Source organism: Flavobacterium eburneipallidum, assembly GCF_027111355.2.
Taxonomy (GTDB): Bacteria; Bacteroidota; Bacteroidia; order Flavobacteriales; family Flavobacteriaceae; genus Flavobacterium; species Flavobacterium eburneipallidum.
In genome coordinates, this window is record NZ_CP114291.2 from 633,358 (window position 1) to 645,930 (window position 12,573).

General features: G+C 33.2%; 13 protein-coding genes. 6 read left to right on the forward strand and 7 right to left on the reverse strand.

The genetic code is table 11. The annotated features are described in order from the left end of the window. Positions 1-112 precede the first annotated feature (112 nt). Positions 113-2,449, forward strand: a complete 2,337-nt coding sequence (locus tag OZP15_RS02670) for a CHASE domain-containing protein (protein WP_281336930.1) — start codon at positions 113-115, stop codon at positions 2,447-2,449. An 11-nt stretch (positions 2,450-2,460) separates the two neighbouring features. Here OZP15_RS02670 and OZP15_RS02675 read toward each other — a convergent pair whose 3' ends face one another. Beyond that, on the reverse strand, positions 2,461-3,270 hold the full coding sequence (locus tag OZP15_RS02675; RefSeq protein ID WP_281336931.1) for an SDR family oxidoreductase: 810 nt from the start codon (positions 3,268-3,270) through the stop codon (positions 2,461-2,463). A 270-nt stretch (positions 3,271-3,540) separates the two neighbouring features. Between OZP15_RS02675 and OZP15_RS02680 the strand changes: the two genes are divergently transcribed. Continuing rightward, entirely contained in the window at positions 3,541-4,032 is a 492-nt protein-coding gene (locus OZP15_RS02680; RefSeq protein ID WP_269226958.1) for a hypothetical protein, read from the forward strand. Between the two features lie 225 nt (positions 4,033-4,257). On the opposite strand, the gene OZP15_RS02685 is transcribed toward OZP15_RS02680, so the two are convergent. The 6 genes from OZP15_RS02685 to OZP15_RS02710 all read right to left on the reverse strand — a co-directional run bounded on the left by OZP15_RS02685 (position 4,258) and on the right by OZP15_RS02710 (position 9,693). Continuing rightward, on the reverse strand, positions 4,258-5,025 hold the full coding sequence (locus OZP15_RS02685) for a Bax inhibitor-1/YccA family protein (protein ID WP_269226959.1): 768 nt from the start codon (positions 5,023-5,025) through the stop codon (positions 4,258-4,260). A gap of 146 nt (positions 5,026-5,171) precedes the next feature. After that, on the reverse strand, positions 5,172-6,602 hold the full coding sequence (gene pyk, locus OZP15_RS02690) for a pyruvate kinase (RefSeq protein ID WP_281336932.1): 1,431 nt from the start codon (positions 6,600-6,602) through the stop codon (positions 5,172-5,174). A gap of 5 nt (positions 6,603-6,607) precedes the next feature. Then, the gene (locus OZP15_RS02695; protein WP_269226960.1) at positions 6,608-7,096 is read right to left on the reverse strand and encodes an IPExxxVDY family protein; all 489 of its coding nucleotides are present in this window, start codon (positions 7,094-7,096) and stop codon (positions 6,608-6,610) included. Between the two features lie 114 nt (positions 7,097-7,210). Further along, on the reverse strand, positions 7,211-7,951 hold the full coding sequence (gene rnc, locus OZP15_RS02700) for a ribonuclease III (RefSeq protein WP_269226961.1): 741 nt from the start codon (positions 7,949-7,951) through the stop codon (positions 7,211-7,213). A gap of 14 nt (positions 7,952-7,965) precedes the next feature. After that, positions 7,966-9,219: a beta-ketoacyl-ACP synthase II gene (gene fabF / locus OZP15_RS02705; RefSeq protein ID WP_281336933.1), complete on the reverse strand. Its 1,254-nt coding sequence runs from the start codon at positions 9,217-9,219 to the stop codon at positions 7,966-7,968. Between the two features lie 237 nt (positions 9,220-9,456). After that, on the reverse strand, positions 9,457-9,693 hold the full coding sequence (locus OZP15_RS02710) for an acyl carrier protein (protein WP_007137004.1): 237 nt from the start codon (positions 9,691-9,693) through the stop codon (positions 9,457-9,459). 175 nt (positions 9,694-9,868) lie between these two features. Between OZP15_RS02710 and purN the strand changes: the two genes are divergently transcribed. The 4 genes from purN (at position 9,869) to OZP15_RS02730 (ending at position 12,519) form a co-directional block, all read left to right on the forward strand. Further along, positions 9,869-10,435 (forward strand): phosphoribosylglycinamide formyltransferase, encoded by a 567-nt coding sequence (gene purN / locus OZP15_RS02715; RefSeq protein WP_269226962.1) that lies wholly within the window; start codon positions 9,869-9,871, stop codon positions 10,433-10,435. Next, positions 10,435-11,037 carry a hypothetical protein gene (locus tag OZP15_RS02720; protein WP_269226963.1) on the forward strand — a complete coding sequence of 201 codons (603 nt, stop codon included), beginning with the start codon at positions 10,435-10,437 and terminating at the stop codon, positions 11,035-11,037. The genes purN and OZP15_RS02720 overlap by 1 nt, the downstream gene beginning before the upstream one ends. 2 nt (positions 11,038-11,039) lie before the next feature. Continuing rightward, positions 11,040-11,519 (forward strand): ribonuclease HI, encoded by a 480-nt coding sequence (gene rnhA / locus OZP15_RS02725; protein ID WP_281336934.1) that lies wholly within the window; start codon positions 11,040-11,042, stop codon positions 11,517-11,519. A gap of 76 nt (positions 11,520-11,595) precedes the next feature. Next, entirely contained in the window at positions 11,596-12,519 is a 924-nt protein-coding gene (locus tag OZP15_RS02730) for a PfkB family carbohydrate kinase (RefSeq protein WP_269226964.1), read from the forward strand. Positions 12,520-12,573: the final 54 nt, after the last annotated feature.

Sequence of the window (12,573 nt, forward strand, 5' to 3'; positions counted from 1 at the left end):
TTTAATTTAAAATTATTGTTTTAAGTAAGTATAAATCAGTTTATTGTCATAATAAATGCCAAGCATAATTATAATTTATTTAAAAAAAATATTAATAGAATAGAAAATCAAGATGGTAAATTCGAGATCCATAAACGTAAACTCTTCAAGAATTTCAAGTCCTATCTGGATTTCCTTGATAGTGCTACTGCTTGGTCTTATAGTTACTTTTTGCTTCTCTAATTACTTCTATCAAGAGGAAGAAACTCAATCTAAAAAAGATTTTATTCAAGTTTGCAATGAGATAAGATCAAAAATAATTACTCGAATTAATATTCAAACAGAGTTTTTAATTAGTGGTTCGTCTTTTTTTGAAGCTTCGAAAACAGTAACACGAGAGGAATGGAAGTCTTTTAATAAATTCTCTACTGACAATGTCAAGTTTATAGGTGTTCAAGGGTTGGGTTTTTCGACTGTTATAAAAAGAAAACAGCTTGAAAAACACATTTTAGCCATTCGCAAAGAAGGATTTCCAGAGTATAAAATTTTTCCAGAAGGGGAACGTACAGCTTATACATCTATAATTTACATCGAACCTCACGACAGAAACAAAGCCGCTTTTGGTTATGATATGTTTTCAGATTCAGTAAGACGCCAAGCGATGGAAATGGCTAGAGATAGAAATAAACCAGTACTTTCCGGAAAGGTTTTTTTGCGTCAAGAAACAAATAAGAACATTCAAGCCGGCACATTATTGTATGTTCCGGTCTATGATGAAGTAAGTGTAAATACGATAGAAGCTCGTCGGGATGCTATTGTAGGTTGGGTTTTTAGTGCTTTTCGAATGGACGATTTGATGAATAGTATTTTAGGAAATGTTCATATAAGAAATAAAGCAAACATAGGTTTACAAATTTATGATAATGGCAGTGTTCAACAAAAAGCACTGTTATTTGATAGTCATAAAAGTCAAAAAATTGAAGATCAAGCCAAAATTTCAACTCGAACAATACCTGTTTTTTTGAACAACAGAAAATGGACTTTGGTTTTTTCTCAATCTTCCGAAAACGCATTTTTTTCTACCAAAATAGTATTTATATCCATAGGAGGAATTGTAATAAGCCTGTTGCTATCTGCCTTGTCCTACTCGTTACTTATCACCAAACAACGTGCAAAAAGTATTGCAGAACGATTGAGTTATGACTTGTCAGTTAAAAACCAAGAGTATGAAAGCATTAACAAAACACTCCATAAAAACTACAAAAAATTAATTTCATCCAGAGAAAAATTAAAAAAAGCCAATGATCAATTAGAAAAGGCCTTGATGAAAGCCAAAGAAAGTGATCAGTTGAAATCGGCTTTTCTGGCTAATATGAGTCACGAAATTCGAACTCCCATGAACGGAATTATGGGCTTTACGGAATTGCTAAAAGAAACCGATTTTAGTAGCGAAGAACATCAAAATTATATTGAAATTATCGAAAAAAGTGGTACTCGACTGCTCAATATCATCAACGATATTGTCGATGTTTCTAAAATTGAAGCAGGTCAAATGAATGTCAGTCTTTCGGCAACAAATATTGACGAGCAAATGCAGTACATACAAACTTTTTTTAAACCCGAAACTCATGACAAAGGAATTGAATTGGTTGTGAAAAGTTACTCAAACATGCAGCAAACAGTTATCACTACTGATAAAGAAAAACTATATGCTATTCTGCTCAATTTGGTCAAAAATGCTATAAAATATACCGTTAGAGGCACCATCGAGTTTGGGTATGAAATAAAAGGAGATTTCATAGAATTCTTTGTAAAAGATACCGGAATTGGAATTTCAAAAGACAGGCAAAAAGCTATATTCGAGCGTTTTATTCAAGCTGATTTCAATGATAAAATGGCTAGACAAGGAGCTGGTTTAGGTTTGTCTATTGCAAAAGCTTATGTAGAGTTACTTGGTGGCAAAATATGGGTTGAAAGCGAACTTCAAAAAGGGTCAACATTTTATTTTACGCTTCCAAATCATGCCGCTTCAAAGCTAGTTGATGAATCTCAAAAAGGCTTGGCAGTTCCTCCTGATGACTGGCAATTTCAAAAACTAAAAATACTGGTAACAGAAGATGATGCCATATCCAAGATGTTAATTCTAAAAGCGGTTGAGCCGTTTAGTAAAGAAATTCTAACGGCTCAAACAGGTTTAGAAGCTATAGAACTGTGTCATAATCATCCTGATATCGATTTGATTTTGATGGATATTCAAATGCCTCAAATGAACGGTTATGAAGCTATTAAAGAGATAAGAAAGTTCAATAAAAAAGTAATTATTTTGGCTCAAACCGCTTTTGCGCTTGAGGGTGATAAAGAAAAAACAATAGCTGCAGGATGCAATGGTTATATCTCTAAACCCATCAAAAAACAAGAATTAGCCATTATGATTCAGCATTATTTTGGCAATCGACCTAGTTTGAACTAGTAAAATTGGAATCACAAATTGGGTTTTACAAAAGTATAGCTTAAAATAGTTTCAATTTTAGTGCTCGAAATTGTTTTGCCAAAAGAACTGTTTTCGTCATTAAATTGAGGAAGTTCCAAATTCAAATCAATCGCTTTTTGAGTGTAATATTCCTTTCGACTCGGATGAAAAGGAGTTACGGCATTCAGTGTTTCGTTCCAGAAATTCAGTTCTATAATTTTCAGCATAATGCCAATGCAATCCTCCTGATGAATGAGATTGATAGGAGCGTTTGGGTTTTCTAAATTCGTTTTTCCAGCCAAGAATTTTATCGGATTTCGGTCTTCGCCAATTAATCCGCCAAAGCGTAGAATGGTAGTTTCAAAATTGGAATTGTTTTGCAAAAGCTGTTCGGTTTCCAGTAATTGCTTGCCACTTTCAGTTTGAGGATATGCAGCGGTTTCTTCTGTCACATCAAGCGCAGTCGAAGTATCGCCATAAACTGATGTGGAACTAACGAAAAGCACCTTCTCAACAGCAGATTTTTCTATAAATGGAACAGTGTTTTTAATCTTGGCTACAAAATTTTCTTTGGATAAGCCACGCAATTTAGGTGGAATATCAATGATTAGAATCTTCGAATGGTCTAAAAAATTCTCAAAATTTCCAGTTGTTTTGTCTTCTGAAAGTGTAATCACAAAAGGTTGAATTCCTGAATTTTCTAAAACAGAAAGTTTATCAACAGAAGTTGTCGAACCTTTTATTGAAAACCCTTTATTAAGTAAGGCTTTCGCCAATGGCAAACCCAACCAGCCACAACCTAAAATGCTAATTTGTGTCATTATATAAAAAATTGAATGCTCAAAAGTAGATTAAATTATTGCTATAACTACTTGAAAAGTGAAGAAATGATGACTTTGCAACCCACAAAATTAATCAAGCAAAACAAATGCTTATTTGTAATAAAAGACTATTATATTTGGATAATTTTACAAAAAATAAGGAGTATTGATTTTTTGAAAGTTAGAACTGTATATTGTAAAAGGGTACGAAGTCTCCCGACTTCGTACAGTGTTATTCTCCTTAATGTTAACCCAGAAAAAAAATAAATTATGAAAAGCGTACTGTTTATTAGCCTAATTCTTTTGACTTCTTGTATTTCCAGACAAGCAGATTATTCTGACGTTCAAATTGAAACCTTCAAAAAAAACATAATGAACAATAAAGACATCAATAGTTATGAAGATTATAGTTTGTATGTTATTAATGGGGAGGCGCCATGTGATATTTTGCCTTATGCCTTGAGAATGAAAGATGTTTATCCTGATGCGTATTATAATCTTTTTTATGCTTTTTTAAAAATAGATAATAAGGGGGAATATAGTATTCATAACCTTCTAAAACTCCAAAAACCAGAACAAGATTTACTTGTACACTATTTAGAAGAGGGAGCAAGAAAGGAATCTAGTTTATGTTTAGGTGTGTTAATAGAACTTTATAAAAATGAAATTTATTTCGAAAAAAACACCAAAAAATTAGATAGTTTAGAGTTCGTTGCAGACAGTCTTTCTAAAGATTTTGTTGAAAATCCAAAGTTTGAATAAAATCAAGATAGGCAGGAAACGAGGTGCTGTGCGAAGTCTCCCGACTTCGTACCCATTCCAATAGGCAACTTACGATGGCAACCAAAACAAAGAATTAAGATGAAAAATAAAGTAGGAATGGCATATAGAGATATTAAAGTAGGTTAAATCACTTCAATAATAATTTTTGTTCTAATAAAAAAACCACGCCAAATAGCGTGGTTCTAATTTCGTTAATCTTTATTTTTAATCTCTACTCGAAAGTTTAGAAAGCAATCTTAAAAACTCGATGTACAACCAAACCAAGGTAATCATCAAGCCCATTGCACCAAACCATTCCATGTATTTAGGCATTTTTTGTTGAACTCCTTTTTCGATGCTGTCAAAATCCAAGAATAGGTTTAAAGCTGCAATTACAATCACAAAAACACTAATTCCAATACTCATCATCGAACTACCGTGATGAACTGGAGTGAAGCTGGTAAACATAGAAACAACCCATGAAATAAGATAATATGTAGCAATGGCCAATGTCGCCGCCACAACTACTGATTTGAACTGTTCGGTCACTTTTACAATTTTAAATCGGTACAATCCCAAGCAAACCGCAAAGGTTACAAAGGTAGCTCCCACTGCCTGAATAACAATGCCAGGATATTTAATTTCAAAAATAGCAGATACTCCACCAATGAATAAACCTTCAAACAAGGCATAACCTGGTGCTAAATAACCCGAAAGTTGTGGTTTGAAAGAAGCAACTACCACTAAAATCAATCCTATAATCGCTCCGCCAATAGCAGGAACAATTGGATTCAATCCATTAAAAGCCATCCACCAAACTACAATAGCCGATGCACAAAGCAATAAAAATAAGATTAAAGTTTTGTTGATAGTTCCCGCAAGACTCATTTCTTGGTCGTGACCAATAACGGTAGCTTCGTGTACTTGTTCTGCTCTTGAAGTAGCTGAAAATGATTTATTAGTTAAAAACGGATTTTTCGATTCGAAAGCCATAGTTTATTATGTTTAATTTATTCAAATGTAAAATATTTTGAGCAGAAGATTGTTTATTTATTCTTAAAATTTTTCAATCCAATTAGAAACAAAAAATCCGTGTCATTATAAAACGACACGGATTTAATATTCTTGAATATTATGAATTATTCTATTTCAGAAACTCTCAAGGTGTTTACCATTCCTTTGTCTAAAAGAGGCATTGCCGAAAGGTTTACAACAAAATCACCTTTAGTAACATATCCTTTTTGTCTAGCAATTTCATTTACATCCGAAACGGTGTCATCTGTACTTACTGAACTGTCATAATAGAATGTTTTTACTCCCCATAATAAGTTCAAACGAGTTAAAATTCTTTTGTTAGAAGTAAATACTAAAATATGAGATTGTGGTCTCCAAGCCGAAATCTGGAAAGCCGTGTAACCACTGTTGGTCAATGTGCTAATGGCTTTGGCTTTAATTCCGTTAGCCATTTGTGTAGCGTGATGACAAACAATTTTAGTAATAAAACGATTGGTTTTAATCTGTGGTGTGTTTTGTGGTACTTGAATTAGCGGAGAATCTTCTACTGCCTCAAGAATTTTTGTCATTTGCTGAATTACCTGAACAGGATAATTACCTGCAGCTGTTTCTCCGGAAAGCATTACAGCATCCGCACCATCCATAACAGAGTTGGCAACGTCGTTTACTTCGGCTCTGGTTGGAGTCAAACTTGTAATCATTGTTTCCATCATTTGAGTCGCTACAATAACAGGAATTCTAGCAGTTTTTGCTCTACGAATCAAGTCTTTTTGTACCAATGGTACTTCGTGTGCAGGAAGTTCTACCCCTAAATCACCACGGGCTACCATCAAAGCGTCAGAATAAGCAATGATTTTGTCAATGTTTTCTAATGCTTCTGGCATTTCGATTTTGGCAACGATTGGAATTTTAAATTCCGAATGCTCTTCGATTAATTCCTGAAGATCTTGTAGGTCTCTTGGTGTTTTTACGAATGAAAGCGCAATCCAATCTACTTTTTGACCAATAGCAAAAATCGCATCGGCAATATCTTTTTCTGTTAAAGCAGGTAAAGAAATTTTTGTATTAGGTAGGTTTACTCCTTTTTTAGATTTCAATTCACCTCCTTGAAGTACTCTTGCTAAAACTTCGGTTTTTTTGTCTGTTTCAACAATTTCGAAGATTAATTTACCATCGTCAAGTAATATTTTTTCTCCAGGATTCACATCATTTGGAAAATTTTGATACTTCATGAAAACTTTTTTGGCAGTACCAATAATGTCTTCAGCAGTTGTAAAGGTGATTAAATCGCCATCATTTACAACTACACCATCTTCCATTACACCTACACGAAGTTTAGGCCCTTGTAAGTCTCCAAGAATAGCGGTTGTGTATCCGAATTCATCGTTTAGACCTCTAATTATATTGATTTTATTTTTAACATCTTCGTAGTCTGCGTGCGAAAAATTTATTCTAAACACATTTACACCTGCTTCGACCATGTCTTTTATGATCTCTTTAGTACTACATGCAGGCCCTAGTGTGGCTACAATTTTTGTTTTTTTCTTTGTAATCATTGGTATTAAAAAATTAAATTGTTTTTTGCTTTTATTTTATTAATGTCAATTTGATAAGCTGTTGATAAGTTATCAATTGTATTTAATTGCGTTAGTATTGCTTCTAAATTCTTGGTTTCGTCTAAATTTTCTATTTTTAAAAAATAATCTACTTTCTTAAATTCTGAAAGTAAATAAACTTTTGTAGCCACCTCCATGGTTACATTCGAAAATAGATTTTGGCTATTGTTATTCTTTTGTTGAATGACTTCGTTTTTGTTTTGAATTAAATTCCAAGAGATTCCTTTTTCGACGTCGAAAGAATAAAATCTTGTGAATTTTGTTTCTCCTTCTTTTATATTAATCAAAATTTCATTTTCATTTTTACTCAAATTGATGAATAATTTCTGATTGATGAAATAAGCTAATCTGTAGTCTTCTAACGACGTGTGAATAGCGATAAGTTGATAATCAATTTCGTCAAATTCGCCAAAATCCAGTTTATGAATAGCCATTTATGAAACAAATAAGTTGTAAATATAGCATTTCTATTGAAGCAGAAATGCCTCAAAATAAATGATTTTGTTATTTTTATAAACGAAAACGTTATAGGATAGAGTGTATTCTGATTATTTGTTGTCTATTTTATTTTGAAATGCAAAATAAGCTCGTTGAGATGCTTTTTCTTCGGCTTTCTTTTTTGAGGTAGCTCTTGCTTTAGCAATCACTTTGTCGTCGATACTTAATTTTACACCAAATAAGCGTTGACCGTCTATTCCGTTATCGTCAAAAATGTCGTAGTGAAATTGTCTTTTTTCTTTTTGACACCATTCTATTAGTAAACTTTTGTAGCTAATGACTTTTCCTTCCAGTCGAGCAATATCTACATAAGGAATTACTACTCTCTTTTGAATGAATTTTTCGCAAAATTCATATCCTTTGTCTAAATAAATAGCGCCAACTAAAGATTCGAAAATATTGCCATGAATGTTGTCGCCAAAATGCTGTACAGGCACTTTGCTTTCTATAAATCGAACCAAATTCAAATCCTTGCCAAGTTCATTCAGGTGTTCTCTACTAACAATTTTGGATCTCATTTTGGTAAGATAACCTTCGTCACCTGCTGGAGCTTTGTCAAATAAATGAGCAGCAATTACAGCGCTTAACATAGCATCGCCCAAAAACTCAAGTCGTTCGTAATTGACAGGATTGCCTTGTTGGTCTTGCTTGTTTGAAGAACGATGGGTGAATGCTTTTTTGTAATATTCTAGCGTTTTTGGTTCGAAACCCAAGATTTCGTGCATAGCATCAAAAAAAATCCCGTCTTCAAGAGAACGGGATTTTGAAAATATTTTTTTAATTATACGCATTTGCACAAATATAATTAGTAACCTAATTTTTTAACTAACACGCAAGCATTATGTCCACCAAAACCAAAAGTGTTACTCATCAAAACATTTACTTCTCTTTTTTGAGCTACATTAAAGGTAAAGTTTAGTTTAGGATTAATGCTTTCATCATCAGTAAAATGATTGATTGTTGGAGGAATAATTCCATGTTGTATAGAAAGAATCGCCGAGATAGTTTCTACTGCTCCAGCTGCTCCAAGCAAGTGTCCTGTCATTGATTTTGTTGAATTCAAATTCATTGTGTAGGCGTGTTCTCCAAAAACATGTTCAATAGCTTTCGATTCGGCTAAATCTCCAAGAGGTGTTGAAGTTCCGTGCATGTTTACACCATCAACATCTGTTGGTTTTAGTCCAGCATCACGCAAGCAGTTCAACATTACATTTTTTGCTCCCAATCCTTCTGGATGGGGTGCTGTAATATGATGCGCATCTGCTGACATTCCGCCACCACCAATTTCGCAATAGATTTTGGCTCCACGAGCTACTGCATGTTCATATTCTTCTAGGATTAAAGCTCCTGCACCTTCACCTAAAACAAAACCATCGCGTTCTTTGTCCATAGGTCTGGATGCGGTTTTAGGATCGTCATTTCTGGTAGAAAGGGCGTGCATTGCATTAAATCCGCCCATTCCTGCAATGGTTACAGCTGCCTCTGAACCTCCAGTCACCATAATGTCAGCATGACCTAATCTAATGTAATTGAAAGCATCAATAATAGCATTTGTAGATGATGCGCAAGCCGAGACAGTACCAAAATTAGGGCCTCTAAATCCATATTTTATAGAAATATGTCCACAGGCTATGTCTCCAATCATTTTTGGAATAAAGAAAGGATTGAATTTTGGTGTTCCGTCACCTGCTGCAAAATTAAGAACCTCTATTTGAAAAGTTTCTAATCCTCCAATTCCTGAACCCCAGATTACTCCAGCACGATCTTTGTCAATTGTATCTAAATCAAAATTAGCGTCTTTCATTGCTTCTTCTGAAGAAACCATGGCGTATTGAGCATAACGATCCATTTTTCGAGCTTCTTTTCTTTCGACGAAATCTTCAATATTAAAATTTTTCAGTTCGCAAGCAAACTGTGTTTTAAATTTTGAAGCATCAAAATAAGTTATCGGAGCAGCCCCGCTAACGCCGTTAATAAGACTATTCCAGTATTCTTGAATGTTATTTCCAATAGGAGTAAGAGCACCCAAGCCTGTTACAACAACTCGTCTTAATTCCATAATTTTTTAGATTAGTATTTTTAAACAAATAAAACCCATGCTTTCTTGCTGTTTTAGTCACAAAAGAGCTATGGGTATTCTATTATATATTTTTTGATTGAAATTCAATCTGGAATTTAATTTTTTAAAATAATAACACCCGATTTTTATTAAATTCCAATTTTCAAAAAACAAATTCCAATTTTTGGAATTCGGAATTTCTATAATTTGAGATTTTTAAAGATCGGGTGTTTTTTATTATTTCTTAGCTTCTTCGATATAAGAAATTGCTTGACCTACAGTAGCGATATTTTCGGCTTGATCGTCTGGAATTTGAATATCAAATTCTTTTTCGAATTCCATAATAAGCTCTACAGTGTCTAATGAGTCAGCTCCTAAATCATTAGTGAAGCTAGCTTCTGTTACAACTTCGTTTTCGTCAACACCTAATTTGTCTACGATAATCGCTTTTACTCTTGATGCAATGTCTGACATAATCTTTAAATTTTAAATTTTAATTGTTGGCAAAAATAAAAAACTTTATTTGAAAACAACTATTTAGTTAATAAATGTGACTGCTAATTTATAAAATAAATTTCATAAAGACTCTCGAATACTATTTATTATGAGTTTTTATTCTTTTTTTTGCAGTATTGAAATCTGTTTGAATATGAAAAAAATTGTAATTTTTGCTTCTGGATCGGGTACTAATGCCGAAAATATTATAAGACATTTTAAAAACACGAGCATAGGAAATGTGGTTGCTGTATTTACTAATAACCCAAAGGCTTATGTGATTGAAAGAGCTAAAAACTTTCAAATCCCTGCAGAAATTTTCTCTAAAGATGAATTAAATACTAGTAAAATACTACAAAAATTAAATGCTATTCAGCCTGATTTAATCGTTTTGGCTGGATTTTTATTGAAATTTCCCGAAAATATTATTGAACAGTTTCCCGATAAAATAATAAATGTGCATCCTGCTTTGTTACCGAAGTATGGCGGAAAGGGAATGTACGGTATGAATGTACACAAAGCCATTGTCGAAAATAAAGAAAAGGAAACTGGAATTACCATTCATTACGTCAATGAAAATTACGACGAGGGAAATATTATTTTTCAAAAGAAAGTAACCGTTTTAATTACTGACACTCCAGAAGTGGTGGCCGAAAAAATACACGAGTTGGAGCAAAAATATTTTCCAGCGATCGTTGAAGACGTTTTAAATCTTAAATAATGAAAAGGTATTTGATTGTATTAGTAACTGTATTATCAATTTCAAACGGATTTTGTCAGGAAAGATTTGAAGTTAAAAAAATTGGATTTTCTATTGATGTTCCTGAAAATTGGATTTCAATGGAAAACGAAGCCATTCTGAAAAACTTAAATCAGTATGATTTTACAGACAAGCAAATAGAAGAATTGTTAAAGTCTAATAATTCAGCCGTAGATCTTGCTACTTATACTAAATATGATCCTAAAAAACACAGAGGAATAATTCCAACCATAAAAATTAGAACGCATAGTAATCAAACCGATAATATCAATGATTTTAAAACGGTTATCGAAAAATCTACTGAAAACGTCAAAAAAGCATTAACAAATTTTAGATTTATAAATCCACCAGTTATTACTGAAATAGCAAAACAAAAAGCAGTTCAGTTTTTGGCTCAATTCACACTCAAAAACGGAGGTGTTGATTATGAGATAATTAGTAAGACCTGTTACATTCCAAAAAAAGGCTATTTCATTTCTTTAAATTTTATTGAAGAAGTAGGAAAAGAAGATAATCAACTGTTATTTGAAACATTAATCAAGAGCATACAATTGACTAATTAAATTTGGAACACGAAGTACATATATATACTGACGGCGCAGCCAAGGGAAATCCTGGTCGCGGTGGTTATGGCGTTGTGATGGAATTAGTAGGTACGCCACATAAAAAAGAATTCTACGAAGGTTTTCGCCATACTACTAATAATAGAATGGAATTGTTAGCAGTAATTGTGGGTCTCGAAAAACTAAAAAATCCAAATATGAAGGTTTTAGTTATTTCAGATTCTAAATATGTGGTGGATTCTGTTTTGAAAAAATGGGTTTTTGGCTGGGAGAAAAAAGGTTTTGCCGACAAAAAAAATCCTGATTTATGGAAACGCTTTCTAATCGTTTACCGAAAACACAAAGTAGATTTCAAATGGATAAAAGGACACAACAATCACCCTCAAAATGAACGTTGCGATGAATTGGCGGTTTTTGCTTCTAGTCAAAAGGAGCTTTCTGTAGATGCTTTTTATGAAAAAGAAGAAGCTAAACTTTTGTGAAAACTTTGAGTGCATCATCCTTTGCAACTCTAAAACTTATGAACTATCTTTGCACCTTTAATTCGAAAAACATATAATGAATAAATTATTGATTGTTGGAACCGTTGCTTTCGACGCTATCGAAACCCCTTTTGGTAAAACAGATAAAATTTTGGGTGGAGCAGGAACTTATATAGGACTTTCTGCAGCTCATTTTAAATTACAATCTGCAATCGTTTCTGTTGTTGGTGATGATTTTCCACAAGAATATTTAGATTTATTAACGGATAGAAATATTGATATTTCAGGTCTTGAAGTGGTCAAAGGTGGAAAAACATTCTTTTGGAGTGGTTTGTACCACAACGATTTGAATTCCAGAGATACATTGGCAACCGAATTGAATGTATTGGCGGATTTTCAGCCAAAAGTGCCTCAAAATTTCAAAAATGCTGATGTTGTAATGCTTGGAAACTTGCATCCATTAGTACAAAGTAGCGTTTTAGATCAAATGGAAACCAAACCTAAATTAGTAGTTTTGGATACCATGAATTTTTGGATGGATTGTGCTTTGTCAGAATTATTAGATGTAATCAAACGTGTGGATGTTATTACAATTAATGATGAAGAAGCTAGACAATTGTCAGGAGAATATTCATTAGTAAAAGCTGCTGCAAAAATCCATGCTATGGGACCAAAATACATAGTGATTAAAAAAGGAGAACACGGGGCTTTATTGTTTCATGATAAAGAAATTTTCTTTGCACCAGCCTTGCCATTAGAAGAAGTTTTTGATCCAACAGGAGCAGGAGATACTTTTGCAGGCGGATTTGCGGGGTACATCACACAAAGTGGTGACATTTCCTTTGAGAATATGAAAAATGCCATTATTTATGGATCTAATTTAGCTTCATTCTGTGTAGAAAAATTTGGAACTGAAAGAATGGTCTCACTTGAAAAAGACGAAGTGGTGTCGAGATTGAAGCAATTCAAGTCATTGACCCAATTTGATATAGAATTATAATGCAAAATTATGAAGCCTCGGAAACGGGGCTTTTTTGATATAAACAACAACTAC